Raw genomic sequence first — 18,844 nt, 5'->3', positions numbered from 1 at the left:
TTAATTTTTATTACTAATTTCTTTAAATGTTAATCAATATGATATAAATATTGTTATTAATGTTAATTAATAAGTTATTTATAAATGATTTTTAGCAAATATATTAAAAATTCGTTTAATTGATTCTCCTCAAGTCAGCAATAAGTCTAGGAACACAGCCGAAATTACATCAATTAATGACAAAATGCAGTTGTTAACAGAGAGATCACATGTCAAAAAAAACCGATGTCGTCAAAGAGTATACCCGGATTGAGTCAAAGCGCGGGCTTTCGATTACAACAGGGGCGAACAGAATGAAACTATTCGACCGCAGGGTGCTTGAGCTCGGCCGCGGAGAGTACGGCAAGCTATGGAGCGTTATCATTCTCGGCCTTCTCATCTCATTCAGTTATATTATCCAGGGACTGCTCATTGCCCTCATACTCAACGGAGTGTTTGCGGGAACGCCGCTCCATGAATCCGGGCTGTACTTTGCCGCTGTAGCGCTCCTTATCGTCCTGCGATGGGCCATGATCCGGGAAAACGATCGTATCGCGGCCAGAACTGCCAGCAACATCGCCATGTCTTTACGACGGCGCATGTACCATAAGTTGTACGAGCTTGGTCCCGGGTGGGTCCTGAACCAGAAAAGCGGAGTTATACAGGCTACGCTGGTCGACGGAGCCGAAGCCCTGCAGAATTACTACGGGCGCTTTCTGCCTCAGGTCGTAGTGTCTATCGCCGCCGGTATCTCGATTGTAGCGATACTGCTCTACGTTGACATGATCATCGGGCTGGTCATCGGGGCTATGATGATTGCTGCCCTAATCCAGCCGCTCGCCATCTATAAGGGAGTCGGCAAGGGGATACAGATCTGGTTTGTCGCCATGCCCCGCCTATTCGCGGAGTACGTCGATAACATCCAGGGCATCGTCACGTTGAAGTCTTTCAACGCAAGCCAAAAACAAGGGGAAATTCTCTACCAGCGGACTAATGACCTGTACGATGCGGAAATCGGCATTCTGCGGAATGAAATTCTGTGGAGTATCCCTCCCGGGCTGGTCGCCGCGATCTGCGGCACTGTGGCTATCATTATCGGTGCCATCCGCATGGACGCAGGTGCCCTGTCTGCAGCCGGTCTGCTCTTCGTGCTGTTGCTGGTGAGAGAAGCGCTTCGCCCGGTCACTGACCTGAGGCAGACGATACACTTCTCCTTTTCCGGAATGGGCGCTGCCGAAGGCGTGTTAGATATCCTGGAAGCGGTCTCTCTCGCGGCAGTGCCCGCTAGACCCACCCCGAGCCCCATCCCCCACTCCTTTGCCTTTGAAGACATCACCTTCAGGTACCGGAAAGCTGATGCTCCTGCGGTCGAGAATCTTTCATTTGAGGTTGAACCAGGAGATAAAGTCGCGCTGGTCGGCCGTTCCGGGAGTGGCAAAACGACAGTAACCGCTCTCCTGATGAGGTATTTTGACCCGCAAGCCGGCGTCGTCAGGCTCGGCGGGGAAGACATCCGGTATATTCCTACAGACGACTTACATGCCATGTACTCGATCGTATCCCAGGACACGTTCCTGTCCTATGGGACTGTACGTGATAACCTGTTGATGGCGAAACCGTCGGCTTCACAGGAGGAACTCGAGCGGGCTGCTCGGGCTGCTGCAGCGCACAAGTTCATCACAACTCTCCCTGAAGGCTACGACACATTGATAGGGGAGAGGGGGGTACGGTTGTCCGGAGGCGAGCGCCAGCGTATCGCTATCGCCCGGGCCATCCTGAAGGATGCTCCAATCCTTATCCTGGATGAGGCGACATCCAGCGTAGATGTCGCCAACGAAGCGCTGATTCGCGAAGCAATAGCCGGTTTGGCCCATGACAGAACCACCTTGATCATCTCTCACCGTCTTTCGACAGTTCGAGATGCCGACAGAATCTACGTGTTGGAAAAAGGCCGGCTGACGGAGGCGGGTACGCACACGGAGCTGGTCGGCTGCAACGGTAATTACAGTGCTCTGGTCAGGGCCGAGGAGGAATGTGTATGAGCCACGAACACAGCACACACTTCGATTTGCCCGTAGGACAGGTATTTCGAAAAGTAAGAATCATTGATCGGTTGTTGACCATCTATCACCTGGATCTCTGGAAAGTGCGGATTGCCAGCATTGTGATTCAGGTGCTCAGCGTTCTATCGGCAGTTACCGGAGCGTATCTCGTGGGGGCGGTAATCACAGGGGTTCCCGTTGCCGAGCTATGGCCGGTGATCGGGCTGTTGCTCCTGTTCACCATTACGCAATTCGGGCTCTCAAACCTCAACAGCTACTGGTCTCATGTTATCGCGTTCCGATCTCTGGCCGAGATTCGCAAGGCGCTATACCGGAAACTGGACGAGCTTGCCCCGGCATATGTGATCAAGCAGCGGTCCGGCGACCTGGCCCGATCCGCGCTCTCAGATGTCAACCTTCTGGAGCTATACATTGCCCACACACTGCCCGAGTTTCTACAGGCGATCGTGGTGACACCTTTAGCACTGATCTTCATCGGGCTTATCCACTGGAGCCTGATGATAGTGCTTGCTCCGTTCCTTATAGCCGCAGTAACGGTGCCAGACTGGTTCGCTCGCCGGGCGGAAGCGCAGGGCAAAGCTCACAGGGAATCGGCAGGAGCGATGAGTGCAGACGTGATCGATTACATCCAGGGCATGAAGGAGATCGTGGCCTTCGGGGCGATAAAATTGTCGATGAGCCGGCTCGATGCCAGCCAGCAGAAGTACTCGGACACTTACGTAGCCTACGAGAGTCGCAGCGGCATGGAGCGTGGAGCCGGCGATGCATTGCTGGCGGGAGGAATGTTCGTCACCATAGCGCTAGGAGGTTGGCTCTCTATCATGGGCTACATGAACATTGCACTATACCCTGTAGCAGCAGTCCTCACTGCAATGGCGTTCTCACCTGTTATGCACTTGCTGAATATCGCCCGACAGCTCAGCCAGACCGCGGCAGCAGCCGACCGAGTGTTCGGTATAATGAACACTCAGCCTTCGGTCGTCGATCGGGTAGTTTCCCCTCCCAAGGGGCCGATTATCCCGGAAGTACGCTTTGAAGACGTGAGGTTCCGGTACGACCCTAAATTACCTGAAGTACTGAAGGGTGTGAACCTGACGGTATCGCCGGGCGAGACAGTCGCACTTGTCGGTTCTTCAGGTGCAGGAAAGTCGACCTGTACCTATCTGTTACTCAGGCTATGGGACCCTACTGAAGGCTCGGTCAGGATCGGCGGGCACGATCTGCGTCAGTTCCCTCAGGAATATCTTCGGAATATGATCGCCTATGTGCCTCAGGATGTCTACCTGTTCAATATCTCAGTGAGGGAAAACATCCGCATCGGCCGGAGTGACGCTACCGACGCCGAAGTTCGGGAAGCGGCCCGTCGGGCATTTGCTCTTGATTTCATTGAGGCTTTGCCTGATAAGTGGAACACCGTGCTTGGAGAGCGTGGCGAGACGCTTTCGGGAGGCCAACGCCAGAGGATTGCGATAGCCCGGGCATTTTTGAAGGACGCCCCTATACTGGTCATGGACGAAGCGGTTTCCAGCCTGGACACCGAATCGGAGGTCGCAGTGCGCCGGGCTATGGCAGAGGTCTCCAGGGACAGGACAACGATTATTGTAGCTCACCGTCCTTCGACGATTCGTAGTGCGGATACGGTAGTCATGTTAGACAAAGGCCGTGTAGCAGAATCCGGGAAATACGACGAATTAATAAGAGCAGGAGGGAGTTTTGAAAGCCTTATTACTGGAAAAACATACGGACCGGTATCTGCTCCTCTTAAAATTCGAGTATGATGATCTTGTTAATTAATAAAGTGTTTTTCGTATGAAAAACACATTCATTGGTCATCGGTTAAGGAAAAAATCGTTATCAATTGCATTGATTTTCATAAAATTTGTTAAATTATTCATCAAATGCAAAACTGGAATCTGATATCGATTTCAATTTAAACACTAAACATTTGGATTTGAGTTTTTCCGTCGAAATCGAGATCAGCAGCTCAAAATCCTTAACCGAATCCAAATGAAAACACATTAGATGGAATGCTTTCACTGAAAATGAAAATGAAAATGAAAAAATAGTTATGCTTTTAGGAAGAGATCCCAACGAAAATTCTATGGAGTTCCCTGGCGACATCTGCAGCTTTTAAATACTCCCTTTGCGGGGATCATTAAAATTTCGCAGAATGTCGTTTAAGATGCTATCGGGAAGACCACTCTCTTGTAAGATTAACCACCTGAACATCGTATCATTTGGTTTGAGCCCTGATCAAAAGTTAAGTCCTCTTTTGGTATTGTGGGTGAGGCGATCTCTTTGTTATTTGTTTTAGTGTTTCTGTCACGTGTTGTGGTGTTTCTGTTGACATTGCGTTTTTATCTAATTTTTAAATTTCTATATGTAATTCCTTTTTAATATCAATATCAATGACGATTTATTATTTAAATGTTAACATGTATGTATTAAAATATGTCATATTTTAATATTTTTTAGTGATTTAGTATTAATTTATATACTTAGTAATATTCTACGATAAATTATCAAAAATGGCTCTAAATGCAAAAGTATATGTGCTTAAAGAAATTAAATCAGGAATATTTAATACAAGTTTTATTCCAAAATAATTTCTCTTTTCAACTCTTTTATTTAGGGTAAAATCAAAAACTAATGACTACTATTTTTTCCTTCTACTCAGATCTGTTTCATCTCACATAGTCGTTCTATTGGGCTTCGATTAAAATGAAGTCTCTCAATGATTAAACTTTTGAGCCATTCAATAATGATCATATTTCGAAATATCCAATGATTTACACATGTGAAATTATTTTTGGATACGACAGCCCATACAAAACAGCGAAAAGTCATAAAAATGAGTCATAAAAAACAATAATTTTATTATCTAAAATATGCCAAAATATGAATTTTATTCAAAAAAATAAAACAAATAGTGATAAAAACGAAATCTTTTAATAACAACTATATATGTGATATGACTTATTCTGAAAGTGATACTGCCTGAGAAACCAATTTTACATCCGCGATCAAGTCACACCTGTAATTTGATGGTGATCCACGTAGTTTGACGAATTTGAAAAACAAAAAACAACATTACTACCCAAAAAGAAAAACAGACAAGTGCAAAAAATTAAGACAAACATGGATTTCATTTTTTTGCTTGTTATTCAAATTTTATGTTTGTTATTGTGGCTAGGAATAAAGGAAAATATGATCTATCATGATTTGCAAAATAACAGTTATTATGTAAATCTTATGCGTACTGAGGATAAATGATGGACAAAAATAACAAGTATCTATATTTTGGTATCGGTTTAGTAATATTAATTCTGGCACTTGGAGTTATGAAAACCTCCATGAGCTCGGATTATGAAAAAAACGCCAGCGCTACTTTCGATACAGGAATGAATTTTACACTTTTCATCTATGGAAATGCTAATGGGGATATGAATATTGATCAGCAAGACATCGATCTAATAGAACAGATTGGAGCAGGAAAAACTGACTCAACACCCCTTGCAGATGCTAACCTCGATGGAAAAGTGGACAGCAAGGATGTTGAGCAGGTAAAGGCAATCATGGATGGAGCTGCAACAGAAATGATTGTGCAAGATTCCTACAGTAATCCTGTAAGGGTCAAGACACCTGTTGAGCGTATAGTTTCGCTGGACAAAATGATCGCCGAGAATGCCCAGGTAATAGGAGTTGGAGACAAAATTGTCGGAATTGATAAAGACACTGCTTCCCGGAGCATTATTCTTCCCGAGATTAGTAAGGTGAAGAATGTAGGCGATGCAGCGGAACCAGATATAGAGGCTATTGTAGCCTTAAAGCCGGACCTTGTTGTTCAGAATCAGTACTTTGATGAAGAACTTATGAATAAGATGAAAGAAGCCAGTTTAACTCCCTTAAGCATGATCTATCATGGAGATATTCAGAACAGCTTAGGGTATGCAAAGATGCTCGGATATCTTTGCGGATCCCCAAACTCAGCCAACAGATACGTAGACTGGATGGGAAATACCTTAGGTAACGTTCACGATAAACTTGCCGACTTGAACGAGGATGAACGAGCAAAAGTGATTTATCTGTATCCAAGAAAAGGTGAAGCTCTTGGAAGCGGTGGTGATGAATGCCCGACGATCAAGACTCTCCAATTCCTTGGTGCAAACACCATGACCAAAGATACAAAAGGCACAAAAGGAAACCTCATGGATACTGCGTCCTACTTCGAGATCGATCCTGAGGTGGTTATTATGAAGAACCCTGAGGTGATAGTGATGGAAGATTTTGATGTAGCATTAGGTTATGGTTTGACGGACAAGGCCGTAGCCCAATCCGAACTTGATAAAATCAAAGCAATGCCTGGGTTTGGCTCTATAGATGCCGTGAAGAATAACAAGGTATACCTGGTTGATGTGAACATTGTGTCTCACAGCAATTGCCTTGGTGCATTGTACATATCAAAGGCCTTGTATCCGGATCAACTGGCTGATATGGATCCCTATGCAATCCACCAAAAATATGTAACCGACTTCCTCAAACTTCCGGATATGGATGTTAAGAAGGATGGACTTTTTATCTATCCAGATATTTCTTAATTTTAAGGAATTTCATCTTATAGATAATAATGAGGAAGGTCTTTAGTTCCGTGAAAGGCAAAAGAGGGTATTTTTCCATCTTCTCCTTCCTTTAGTTTACCCTTGTAACAGTATGAATCGTCTGCTACTTATTTGCGTTGTAATCAAAAACAAGCCATATTTGCAGGGAATTACCCCTCGACCACCGCCGAAATAAAGAGGCTTACAAGAAACATTAGGAGAATTGAAGCACTTAAACTGATGAGGGCTGCGGTAAGGTGCGCTCCATATACCGTCCAAGTATGGGGATGAGCCTGACAAGCTTAAGGTCGAAAAAATGAAGAGGAACTGCTCAAGAGGTGCCTCCACTTTCAGGCTTAAAGTGCAAAAATCTTTGATTTGCTTCATTTGATGAAGTTTTCCTTAAAAGACTTCTACTCTGCTAGATCAAATGATTCTTTTTTCATTGGGCTTACAGGAATGACATGAGGTTTTCCGAGCACTTCCAATACTACAGATTCCACACCGTAAACTTTCTCAATCATATCCGAAGTATATAACTCATCTGCCTTTCCTTTAGAAAATATCATACCTTCTTTGAGCATCACGATTGAGTCTGCGTAACGGGACCCTAGATTTAGATCATGGATAGCAATGATAGCTGCCATGTTTCGCTCCTTTACAAGTTTTCGTATAACGTCAAGTACCTCAAGCTGATTTTTGATATCCAAGGCAGCGGTTGGTTCATCCAAAAGAAGAAATTTAGGCTCCTGACAGATCGCACGGGCAAGCATAGTGATTTGCTTCTGACCCCCTGAAAGGCTAACAAATTTTTGCATAGCCATATCTGTGAGACCAAAGCATTCCAAAACTTCTGCAACCTTGTTTATATCTTCATTCCTTATCCTCCAGGCCGAGTGTGGTCTCCTGCCCATAAGCACGGTCTCAAAGACAGTCGAATCCATCGCACTGGTTTCATACTGCGGAACCAAGCTGATATTACGGGCACGTTCAACCGGATCCATCTTCAGAACATTAGTTCCATCGAGTAGAATAGAACCCTTTGGCTTAAGGATTGTATCTATACACTTAATAAGAGTGCTCTTTCCAGAACCATTTGGACCGACGATACCAGTTATCTCTCCAGGCCCTATCTGGAAAGTCACATCATGGAGTACATCAGCACTAGGATAACTGAAGGATACTTGATTGATATCAACTTTCACCATGATTCTCTCCCCTTACGCATAAAAAGGTACATAAAGAATGGAACTCCAACAAAAGCGGTCATGATTCCGACCGGGAGGATCATTGGAGAGAGGATAGTTCTTGCTACTGTATCTGCACCAAGGAGAAGAACTGCCCCTACCATAGCAGATCCTGGAATAACATAACGGTTGTCTCCCCCGATGATCATCCTTGTAATATGCGGGGAGAGCAGGCCGACAAATCCTATAATCCCGCAGAATGCAGTAACTGCAGCTGTGAGTAGAGCCCCAAATGCGAGGGTTTGCATTCGTACTTTTTCGACATTTATCCCAAGGCTGTGGGCGGTCTCATCACCGGCCCCGATGATAGTGATATCTGAAGCCTTATATATCAGATATGGAATAGAAACTATGGCAGTCAGAAAGACGATGAATACAGCATCCCAGCCTGCAACCGAAATACTTCCCATCATCCAGAAGACTACTGCCTGAACTTGCTGCGCAGTGCCAAGATACTGCATGAAGGATGTGACAGCGTCAAGCAGGAACATGATGGCAATTCCAGAGAGAATAATTGTCTCAGGGGTCATGCCCTTGCTTTTTGCGATCGTGTAGATAACCATGGTTGCAACGAAAGCGCAGATGAAGGCGTTGATTACCACACTGTAGGATCCAAAAAACCTTATCCCGCCTATGATCGACAGGGATGCCCCCATTGCGGCAGCAGAAGAGATGCCAAGCGTAAATGGTTCAGCCAATGGATTGCGGAGTACCCCTTGCATAATTGCACCGGCAATCCCAAGACTTGCACCTGAAACGATTGCCATGCAGATTCTGGGAAGGCGAAGATCCCAGATTATGGTGCTAGTGACAGAATCGGGAAGGGTTGATTCTAGAAAAATTCTATTAATGATTCCACCAAAGATGATTCTATAGACCTCAACAAAGGTGAGATCATAGGAGCCGAAGGCTGCTGCAATACCGACCAAAAGAACAATCATTGCCGATACACTGGTCAAAAAAAATTTTTTTCTCGAATTATATTGACGAAACTTCGCCTGAATACTTATATCTGTCTTATTAACATCAGGAGAGCAATGCCTATCAGTGGTTCGATTCATAAATTCATGAGTCCTCCAAACAGCATCAGGCTTTGATAGTGTTATTTTTCTAACTTTTAGTAGCACTTCATTGCTTTCATATTATAAAAATCTTGGCTTTGTAGGATTCTGCCAAGACTGTGAATAGAAATTTCCTGACACGATCTGAAATGAGTATCAGGAATTGATACAGTGCAATCACTCGAATAAATGGCACGCTACCTGCCCATTTCCTACATTGACCACTTCAGGCTCGACTCTTTCGCATATATCCATCTTTTGTGGACATCGTGTATGGAACTTACATCCCGATGGCGGATTCATCGGGTCCGGCGTCTCACCTTCAATGGGAGATGTTTTTTGTAGACTTTCCGAACCGGCTATCCTGACAGCCGAGATCAAAGCCTGCGTATAAGGGTGCTTTGGCGTCTCAAAAACATCTTCCGTCCGGCCTGTTTCCACAAGCTTGCCAAGGTACATCACACCCATATTGCTGGTCATTTTTCTTATGACACTCAGGTCATGAGATATGAAAAGACATGAAAAGCCATACTTCTGCTGCATCTCATTCATCAGGGATAATATCTGAGCCTGCACACTGACATCCAGTGCAGATGTCGGCTCGTCGGCAACAATGAATTGCGGTCCGAGAGCAAGTACCCTTGCCAGCACTACTCTCTGGTTTTGCCCTCCGCTTAACTCGTGAGGATACCTGTTAAGATGCTCTTTTTGAAGCCCAACCATTTCTAACAGCTCAACTACTTTTTTTTCGATATCTGATTCCGGTACTAAGTTATACAGCTTCAAAGGTTCAGCCACGCTCTCCCGTATCCTCATCCTGGGATGTAAAGAGGAATCCGCATCCTGGAACAGGATCTGCATTTTCGGGCGCATTTTCCTCAGATCCGGTTTGTTGAGCCCTGTTATGTTTGTCCCGTTAAAGACTACATCCCCGGCATCAGGCTCCATAAGCCTCAAAATGAGTCTGCCAACAGTAGTCTTTCCACAACCGCTTTCTCCGACCAGCCCGAAAGTCTCCTTTTCGCCTATGGTGAAACTAACACCATCTACGGCTCGGAGATACTTCTTATGCACCAGTCCTTTTGAAAAAGTTTTTTTAATGTCCCGCACCTCAAGCATAAAGGAAACACCTCGTTTTTCTGCCGTTTTCAACTTCATATATTTCAGGATGTTCGTTCCGGCATCTTTCCATGGCATATTCGCATCTGGGGTGGAAGCGGCACCCTTCCGGAACATCAATTAAAGAAGGACTATTTCCGGGTATAGGTTCCATACCGTTCAATGGCAAAGACCGTAAAAGGCCTCTACAATAGGGATGACCCGGATTACTTAAAAAATCCTTGATTTCCGAAACCTCCACTATTTCCCCCGAATACATGACTGCAATTCTGTCACAAAGTTCTGCAGCAACAGCAAGATCGTGGGTGATGATGAGCATCGATGCTCCCCTGTCCTTCACAAGCTCCCTCATCAGTTCGATTATCTGGGACTGTATGGTTACATCAAGGCCTTTTGTAGGCTCATCGGCGAGTATTAACGCAGGGTTGCACGCAAGCCCCATGGATATCATAGCTCTCTGCCTCATTCCCCCGCTGAATTGATGAGGGTATTCTTTTCCCCTTTCTGCTGGAGACGGTATCTTTGCAGCACGCAGCATTGATATGGCGCTCTGCCATGCATCTGCAAGTTTCATGCCTCTGTGAAGCATGAAAGGTTCCGAAACCTGTAAACCGATTGTCAGGACAGGATTCAAGGAACTAAGGGGGTTCTGAAATATCTGGGCTATCTCCTTGCCCCGGATATCCCGCATCTCTTCCTCATTAAGACGCAAAAGATCATTTCCCTTAAATGAGATCTTACCTTCGACTACCGTATTTTCCGACAAAAGCCTTAAGATAGACAGCGCAAGAACGGTCTTTCCGCATCCACTTTCCCCTACAAGGCCGAGAGTCTCGTTTTCGAATATATCAAGGCTTACCTGGTTAACTGCCTTCACAACCCCATCACGAGTTACAAAATAGCTCTTAAGGTTCCTGATGGATAAGAGAGTCACTTAATCACCTGCTGCCTGGGGTCCAGAATATCTCTTAATCCGTCTCCGATAAAATTGAATGCCAGGACAGAAATCATTATCAAGGCCCCGGGAACTACAGATAGCCATGGACAATCCCTCAGGAACTCCCGCCCTTCGTTGAGCATGGTACCCCACTCGGGTGTCGGAGGCTGGGCTCCAAGACCAAGGAAACCAAGAGAGGCTATGGTCAATATCACCCCCCCCATGTTAAGGGTAACAAGAACTATGATGGGAGGCAGGCAATTGGGCAGGATATAATGTGTGTAAATATACATTTCGCTGCAGCCCATCGCCCTGGCTCCCTCTATGTATTCTTTTTCTTTGATTGAGAGTGTTGATGCCCTCGCAACCCTTGCGTAATATAGCCATCCTACAAGCGAGATAGCAATTACCGTATTCAAAATCCCGGGTCCAAGTGAACCGATTATGACCAGGGCAAGGATTATGGACGGAAAGGCAAGCAGGACATCAATGAGACGCATTAATATCTCATCAATGAAACCTCCGCAATACCCGGCTATAATACCGACAAACACTCCGAATGAAGCAGTGACAGTGACTATAATAAGGCTCAGTTCGAAAGTTGTCCGTGTTCCGTGAATCACCCGGCTGAGTTGGTCCCTACCCAGTTGATCGGTACCGAATATATGTTCGGAAGACGGCGGTTTGAGTTTGTCGTCAAGTTCTATCTTGTTGGGATCATAAGGCGCTATGAAATCTGCTGCAATTGCAGTAAAAGCTAAAAGCCCGATAATAACAAGTCCAAGGAATGAAGCCTTATTCCTGAGCAGGTCATCCAGTCTGATGTCTTTGAACTTCAATGCTTACTCCTCCCTATCCTGGGATCCAAATAGGAGTAGGAGATGTCTGTTATAAAATTGATCACAAGGTAAGTGATGGTGATAAAAACGATGCATCCCTGGATCACCGGGATATCTCGTGCAGATATGGATGTTATAAGAAGCCTGCCAATGCCTGGCCATGCAAAAATGGTTTCAATGATGACAGTACCTCCCAGCAGGTGTCCGAATTCAAGCCCGATTATTGTAATCACCGGAATAAACGTGTTCTTCAACGCATGTCTCAGGATAACCATTCTGTAACTGAGGCCTTTTCCTACGGCTGTCCTGATGTAGTCCTGCCTCATGACTTCCAGCATACTTGAACGCATGAGACGCGCAATTACAGCTGAAGCAGGAGTTCCGAGTGCAACTGCCGGCAGTATCAGGCTCTTAAAGTCTCCGTATCCCATTGTCGGTGTCAAGCCTAAAGTGTAGGAAAAAACAAAAATTAAAAGGATTGCAAGCCAGAAACTGGGAATCGATATTCCAAGCACGGATATAGTGCTGCAGAAATAATCCGTTAACGAGTTCTGTTTCACGGCAGCAATAATACCTGCAGGTATTCCTATGACCAGGGAAAGAAGGATACTGACGAAAGCAAGTGTTATGGTTGCAGGCAACCTTATCAGGATTTCCTCAGTTACCGGGTCATTTGTCTGATATGATTTCCCCAGATTTCCGTGTATCGCGTTCCAGACCCAGGTGGCATATTGGGAGGAAAGGGGTTTCTCCAGGTCATATTTGTCTTTTATTATATCTATTGCCTCATTTGAGGGAGTAAGTTCGACGTTTCCCAGAAAAATGTATTTGGCCATGACCTCCGCACTCTCTCCGGGCAGGCTGTGAAGCAGGAAAAATACAAGCGCAGTAGAGGCAATGACTACAAGAATAAACATACCTGTTCGTTTTAAGATGATCTCCAGCATTTCACCACTCTCCAGCATAAAAAAAGAGCCCGTGTTAGGTAACACAGGCTTTATGTGACAGACTTATTCGATGTACATGTCTTTGTTGATGCAGTAATCATGGTGAGCCGGGTTAGGTATGTAGCCTTTTACATTCTTATCCGTGACTACCATCAGGTAGTGATAGGCAATGTGCACCTGGGCACAGTCTTCGTCATAAACGATTCTCTGCACTTCCCTATATGCATCATATCTTTCCTCCTTATCAAAGATAGTCCTTCCTTTCATTATAAGCGCATCAACATTGGGGTTGCTGTAATTGTAGTCATTCTTTTCGGAATAGAAGTTTCCTTCAATGTAGTAGCTGGGGTCCGGAATCATCATGCATGTATCTCCGCCAGCAACCCATATCATGCCCCATTCCTTTTTTCTGTCGCTGATAGCATCCCATTCCATTATCCTTACCTCAGACTCTATACCGATGTCTTTAAGCATTGATTGGGTAGCCTGTGCAAGGGGCGGCAGCGCTGGTCTCTGGGGCCATGTGTAGAGTGTGATCTTGAACTTCTGTCCTTCCTTGTCTACTATTCCATCTCCGTCAGTATCTTTCCATCCTGCTTCTTCAAGCAGCCCTTTTGCTCTCTGGACATCGTAGGCATAGCCTGTTAAGTCATTATTTCTCCACTCGATACCTGGTGTCAGTCCGTTCCCGTCGGATACCGCGGCTCTTCCCAGAAGGATATTATCTACTATTTTTTGCCTGTCAATGGCATAAGCTATAGCTCTCCTTACTCTTACATCGTCATACGGTGCCTTTGAAACGTCCCCGAACTTCAGCTTGTACCCCTGGCAGAGAGGATGTATTGTGACATTGAGGTTCTTGTTGCTCTCAAGCCTTTTTGTTGATCCCAGAGTGGGTTCCGTAGTAAAATCGACTTCCCCCTTCTCGACTGCCATTTCTCGTGTGTTTGGCTCACCAATACCGAACTTGATCACGACTGAATCTAACTTTGGAGCGCCGTCCCTGTAATTTTCGTTCTTTACGAGTTTTAGCGTATCAGCTGCCTTATCATAACTGACAACCTTAAAGGGACCGGTACATATCGGAGTTGAAATTGTGCCTTCTGCACCCTCGTTATTTTTGTAGATCCCGGCAGCTCCGTAGGCCATCCTGCCAGGAAGAGAGGCATCGACAGTGTTAGTGATGATATCCACTGTACTGTCATCCACGACTTTGACCTCTTTAATATTCAGGCTACCCTGCAGGTCCGGGTTGAGTTTCATACTTCTGTCAAGGGCAGTTTTTACGTCATTTGCAGTGACTTTACTGCCGTCGTGGAACTCAACATTTTCATTTAAGTAAAACCTCCAGGTACTGTTTTCTACATATTCCCAGGAATCTGCTATAGCCGGTAGAAGTTTGTAATCAGGAGAAATGGATGTCAATCCTTCGCTTACCAGGAAGTTATTCAAATCATAGCTATGTAGACCCGGATCAACACCCCCCAGCCCCCATACTTCTCCAACAACCAGTTGTTGCTGAGTATTCTTAGCACTGTTACCTTTTTCCACATTGTTTTCGGATGTACCGGATGCATCAGATGCACTGGATGATCCAGACGATTCGGTGCATCCGGAAAATGCGACACAGCTGATCAGTACCGCAAGTATCAGAATTACAAATACTCCAGTAACGTTTATTTTTTTCATGTGATACTTCCATAATTTTTTACTAAATATTACTACTTTTAGCATTATTGATAATAATTAATATGAATTTAATATTTAATGTTACCCATTTCTTACAGATTTAAATTTATTTTTCAATCAGATATTAGAATCCTCTATAATTCATTACTAGAGCTAATCCCAAAACCTGTTGTATTCCTTATCAGTAGAAAATATCATTGAGAGGGTTGGGATAACACGATATCTAAAAATTACAATTATTTGTACTATTAATTTTATAATAAAAGATACAAAATAACACTATTTAATAAATTATTAATACATTAAAACCCTATTGAGTGCTGTATCGTTACTGGATCTTCAATGATTGTGATACTGGGTAACGAGCTCTTACAATAGACACTTGCATTTTTGGATAAGTATAAGCCCATAAAATAATTACGGCGGATGTCTTTCCCGCTAAACGCGGGCTTCTACAGGCTACAATCCAATAGGGTACAAACGTGGTTTCATGCCAGCATATGAAAGTGGTCCGGTTTCGGTATAATTTGAATGAGAGAGGTTAGCATGCGCGATAGATTAACAACGTTCTCAATCCTTGCGGTCGTACTGGTTATTTTTACGGTCTTTACGGCCTCCGGCTGTGTTACAAAAGGCGGCACAGGAGACCAGACGAACACGGTCACCGTTACGGATATGCAGGGGAGATCGGTTACTGTAAAGGCACCGGTAGAACGGATTGTCCTGATGGAATCGTCAAAAACCCAGGAACTGGCCGCTATAGATGGGAAGGCCATTGCCGATAAGATTGTAGGGTGGGATAATGATTTCAAGGACTATGCAGGTGACGGATATGTGAAATTCGTGGAAAAATATCCGAAGCTGGCCGATGTTCCCAATGTAGGTTCCCTCGACGACAGCACATTCAGCGTTGAAAAGGTGATCGCGTTGAACCCGGACGTCGTCATCATGCACAACTGGGAATTCATGTGGTGCGGGGACGCGACAAAAGAAGCCCTGATCAGGCTGGAACAGGCAGGCATCCCGGTAGTCTTCGTGGATTTCTACATGGATCCGATGACCAACTCCACGAAGAGCATGCTGCTGCTTGGCCAGATCCTGGGCAAAGAACAAAGAGCGAAGGATATCGTCGATTTTTATGATCAACATGTCGACGCGGTTTATTCGCGCCTGGCGAAAAACGCCGGACTGAAGCCCAGTGTATATATAGAGACCGGATACAATGGCCCAGAAACATATGGCATAACCGAGGGCGACGTGGCATGGGGATCGATCGTAAAGAAGGCAGGTGGAGATAACATTGCCGAGCCTTTATTAGGAAATACCAGCAAAGCAATCAGCCCCGAGTACCTCATCAACCAGAACCCGAATATCATAATACTGACCGGCCGGAACTGGTCCACACCGGGATCGATCAGGATGGGATATACCTCAACCGCCGCAGATACGAGAAATACAATTGATGCATATATTGCACGCCCCGGATGGGACACGATTAACGCTGTCAAGAACCGCAAGGTTTACGGTATTTATCACGGATACTGCTTCAGCATCTATAATTTCGTGGCGCTGGAAGCTTTTGCGAAGTGGTTCTATCCGGAGGAGTTCAAGGATATCGACCCTGATGCTACCATCCGGGAGTACCATGAAAAGTTCATGCCCGTTGAATACGGCGGGACGTTCATGTACAGCCATTATTAACAAACGCGGACTTGAGGGGCAGCGCTTAGGATGAACGTTAAGGCAAAAACGGCGTACAGGGGAATCACGAGGAAGAAATATCTTTTTCTCCTCTCGATCTTGGTGGCGATCGTCCTCACTTTTATTATTGACGTTATGACAGGACCGGCGTCTTTATCGACAAGTGAGGTTATTTCGACAATATTATTCCCTGCTTACAGCGAGCGATCGGTTCAGGTCATCGTTTGGACCTACCGCCTACCCGGCGCCCTCATGGCAATCGTGATAGGAATAACTTTAGGCCTCGCCGGTGCGAATATGCAAACTATCCTCGATAACCCCCTGGCTAGCCCATATACACTTGGCATATCCGCAGCCGCCGGGTTCGGTGCCGCACTGGCCATCGTGCTCGGGGTGGGAGTGCTGCCATTTGCGGATACCTTATTCGTTCCGATCAACGCATTCGTGTTCTCGCTAATCAGTTGCATGGCAATATATGGTATTGCCAGGTTCAAGCAGGCCACCTCCGAGACTATCGTTCTTACCGGCATCGCTGTGCTGTTCCTGTTCGACTCTCTTCTGGCGCTCCTGCAATACACGGCAAACCCGGAGCAGGTCCAGGCCATCGTTTTCTGGCTTTTCGGCAGTCTGACCAGGGCCAACTGGACCACTCTGGGCATCACTGTGGGGATCGTTCTGGTGGTTATACCGCTGCTGGCCATGGATGTCTGGAAACTCACCGCTCTCAGGCTGGGCGACGATAAGGCAAGAAGTCTTGGCGTGAATGTCGAAAGGATGAGAATAAAGGGACTGATCCTGGTTTCGGTTCTTACGGCCACGGCGGTGGCGTTCGTGGGCACTATCGGGTTCATCGGCCTTGTGGCGCCACACATAGCACGGATGCTCGTGGGCGAGGATCACCGGTACTTTTTACCTTTTTCAGCCCTGTCCGGAGCGTTTATACTCTCTACCGCTTCAATCTTCAGCAAAGCCATCGTCCCTGGGATCATATTTCCCATAGGGATACTCACGTCACTGATCGGAATTCCGTTTTTCATCTGGCTCCTGCTATCTAAAAAGAGGGGATACTGGTGAAGCTGGAAATCAAAAACCTCAAGTTCGGATATAATTCCAATCCGGTATTAAAAAACGTAAGCATGGTCGCCGAGCCTATGATCACCGCGATCATAGGCCCGAACGCGGCCGGAAAATCTACCTTGCTAAAATGCATGTGCGGGATACTCAAGGCCGAAGGATCGATAATCCTCAATGGAAAAGACCTGAAAGCATATCAGAAGGACGAGGTCATAAAAGCTATCAGCTACCTTCCCCAGGAATCATCTACAAGCGCGGTCATGACGGTGCTGGAGGCAACATTGATGGGAAAGCTAAGCTCGCTTGGCTGGAGGATCAAGGACGAGGACCTGTCCGCATCTATGGATACTCTTGAAAAGCTCGGGATCGAAGACCTGGCGATGCGGCAAATGAACGAGCTCAGCGGCGGACAGAAGCAAATGGTATCCATTGCTCAGTCGATCATCCGAAAGCCCGGAGTGCTTCTCATGGACGAGCCTACGAACTCACTGGACCTCCAGCGGCAGCTCGAGCTTTTTGACGTGATCCGGAACATCACGGAAGAGAACGATATGACGACGATAGTAGCATTGCACGACCTCAACCTGGCGGCCCGATATGCAGGCAACGTCATATTGATGAACGGAGGTAAGATCGTGGCGGCAGGAAGCCCGGCTTCCGTGATAACCGAAGCGATGATCCGGGAAGTATACGGGGTCAATGCAAGAGTAACGCTCGACGGTGAGGGCATACCGCAAGTCATACCAATTAATTCGACGCGAAAATGCGGGATAAAAAAGGCCATAACGGGATGATCATGATGGAATCAGGAAAGCTAGAACTCGACAGAACCAAAGAAGGAGTAAAGAAATACTGGGATTACGGGAGCAAGTTCTACGATACGGCACCAGGGAGCGGAGGGGACGATGAAAACCAGATGTGGAAAGAGCTATTATCAGGCGCGATCGGCCAGAGCCCTAAAAACATCCTGGACGTCGGCAGCGGTACCGGAATAATCGCCATGTACCTGGCAGAGCTAGGCCATGGAGTGACAGCGGTCGACTTTAGCGAAGGAATGATGGACGTGGCCCGGAAAAAAGCCCTGGAAAAGGGAGCAAACATCCGATTTATGGACGGGGATGTCGAGAACCTTAGCTTCGAGGATGAGACTTTTGATTGTGTCACAGCCCGGTACGTGCTCTGGACGCTGCCACATCCGGAAAAAGCGGTAAAGGAATGGGTAAGGGTCGTGAAGCCGGGCGGTAAAATTGTCATCATTGACGGGAAGTGGGTTACAAAAGGTTTACTTCCCCTTATATCCGCAGCAAATTACCACATCTACCGATTTATAAAAAATGGAAAAAATCCTTTCACCTACGATTATAAGAAGGAGGTCAGTGTCGGCCTCCCTAATCCGCATGGGGTCGAGAAAAAGCAGGTCATGGAATATGTATCTAAGGCCGACTTAACTGATATCGCCGTTACCGATTTGAAGATAATTCGGGATATGCAGCGAAAGAGACTACCCTGGTATTTAAAATATGCAAATGATCACCCGATTTTTATGGTCCAGGGTATCGCGGCTAAAAACGGATAAGATCCGAGGTATAA

At 45.9% G+C, this 18,844-nt stretch carries 14 protein-coding genes; 7 read left to right on the top strand and 7 right to left on the bottom strand.

Annotated features, from left to right (window positions below):
• Positions 1-209: 209 nt before the first annotated feature.
• The 3 genes from MSHOH_RS12965 (at position 210) to MSHOH_RS12955 (ending at position 6,640) form a co-directional block, all read left to right on the top strand.
• Entirely contained in the window at positions 210-2,021 is a 1,812-nt protein-coding gene (locus tag MSHOH_RS12965) for an ABC transporter ATP-binding protein (RefSeq protein WP_052730863.1), read from the top strand.
• Complete coding sequence (locus MSHOH_RS12960) at positions 2,018-3,820, top strand: ABC transporter ATP-binding protein (protein WP_052730862.1); 1,803 nt, start codon at positions 2,018-2,020, stop codon at positions 3,818-3,820. The genes MSHOH_RS12965 and MSHOH_RS12960 overlap by 4 nt, the downstream gene beginning before the upstream one ends.
• Positions 3,821-5,314: 1,494 nt before the next feature.
• The gene (locus MSHOH_RS12955; RefSeq protein WP_048140202.1) at positions 5,315-6,640 is read left to right on the top strand and encodes an ABC transporter substrate-binding protein; all 1,326 of its coding nucleotides are present in this window, start codon (positions 5,315-5,317) and stop codon (positions 6,638-6,640) included.
• A 413-nt stretch (positions 6,641-7,053) separates the two neighbouring features.
• Here MSHOH_RS12955 and MSHOH_RS12950 read toward each other — a convergent pair whose 3' ends face one another.
• The 7 genes from MSHOH_RS12950 to MSHOH_RS12920 form a co-directional block, all read right to left on the bottom strand.
• Entirely contained in the window at positions 7,054-7,848 is a 795-nt protein-coding gene (locus tag MSHOH_RS12950; RefSeq protein WP_048140200.1) for an ABC transporter ATP-binding protein, read from the bottom strand.
• Positions 7,842-8,846 carry a FecCD family ABC transporter permease gene (locus tag MSHOH_RS12945; protein WP_239450963.1) on the bottom strand — a complete coding sequence of 335 codons (1,005 nt, stop codon included), beginning with the start codon at positions 8,844-8,846 and terminating at the stop codon, positions 7,842-7,844. Before MSHOH_RS12945 ends, MSHOH_RS12950 begins: the two co-directional genes overlap by 7 nt.
• A 279-nt stretch (positions 8,847-9,125) precedes the next feature.
• Entirely contained in the window at positions 9,126-10,106 is a 981-nt protein-coding gene (locus MSHOH_RS12940; protein WP_204245315.1) for an ABC transporter ATP-binding protein, read from the bottom strand.
• Complete coding sequence (locus MSHOH_RS12935; protein WP_048140193.1) at positions 10,060-11,001, bottom strand: ABC transporter ATP-binding protein; 942 nt, start codon at positions 10,999-11,001, stop codon at positions 10,060-10,062. The genes MSHOH_RS12940 and MSHOH_RS12935 overlap by 47 nt, the downstream gene beginning before the upstream one ends.
• A complete protein-coding gene (nikC, locus tag MSHOH_RS12930; RefSeq protein WP_048140191.1) occupies positions 10,998-11,843 on the bottom strand; it encodes a nickel transporter permease in 846 nt (281 codons plus the stop codon). Before nikC ends, MSHOH_RS12935 begins: the two co-directional genes overlap by 4 nt.
• Positions 11,840-12,790: an ABC transporter permease gene (locus tag MSHOH_RS12925; RefSeq protein WP_048143461.1), complete on the bottom strand. Its 951-nt coding sequence runs from the start codon at positions 12,788-12,790 to the stop codon at positions 11,840-11,842. Before MSHOH_RS12925 ends, nikC begins: the two co-directional genes overlap by 4 nt.
• Positions 12,791-12,853: 63 nt before the next feature.
• Positions 12,854-14,479: an ABC transporter substrate-binding protein gene (locus MSHOH_RS12920; protein ID WP_048140189.1), complete on the bottom strand. Its 1,626-nt coding sequence runs from the start codon at positions 14,477-14,479 to the stop codon at positions 12,854-12,856.
• A 546-nt stretch (positions 14,480-15,025) separates the two neighbouring features.
• On the opposite strand from MSHOH_RS12920, the gene MSHOH_RS12915 reads away from it, so the two are divergent.
• From MSHOH_RS12915 to MSHOH_RS12900, 4 genes are read left to right on the top strand one after another with little or no spacing between them, the layout of a single operon-like run.
• Positions 15,026-16,180, top strand: coding sequence for an ABC transporter substrate-binding protein (locus MSHOH_RS12915; RefSeq protein ID WP_048140187.1), 1,155 nt, complete (start codon positions 15,026-15,028; stop codon positions 16,178-16,180).
• A 30-nt stretch (positions 16,181-16,210) separates the two neighbouring features.
• Entirely contained in the window at positions 16,211-17,254 is a 1,044-nt protein-coding gene (locus MSHOH_RS12910; RefSeq protein ID WP_048140185.1) for a FecCD family ABC transporter permease, read from the top strand.
• Entirely contained in the window at positions 17,251-18,048 is a 798-nt protein-coding gene (locus MSHOH_RS12905; RefSeq protein ID WP_048140183.1) for an ABC transporter ATP-binding protein, read from the top strand. Before MSHOH_RS12910 ends, MSHOH_RS12905 begins: the two co-directional genes overlap by 4 nt.
• Positions 18,045-18,830 carry a class I SAM-dependent methyltransferase gene (locus MSHOH_RS12900; RefSeq protein WP_052730860.1) on the top strand — a complete coding sequence of 262 codons (786 nt, stop codon included), beginning with the start codon at positions 18,045-18,047 and terminating at the stop codon, positions 18,828-18,830. The genes MSHOH_RS12905 and MSHOH_RS12900 overlap by 4 nt, the downstream gene beginning before the upstream one ends.
• The last annotated feature ends 14 nt before the right edge of the window (positions 18,831-18,844 follow it).

It is taken from the genome of Methanosarcina horonobensis HB-1 = JCM 15518, from assembly GCF_000970285.1.
GTDB classification, from domain to species: domain Archaea; phylum Halobacteriota; class Methanosarcinia; order Methanosarcinales; family Methanosarcinaceae; genus Methanosarcina; species Methanosarcina horonobensis.
Note: the sequence above shows the minus strand (reverse complement) of the source record. Positions and strands in the feature narration are given on the sequence as shown.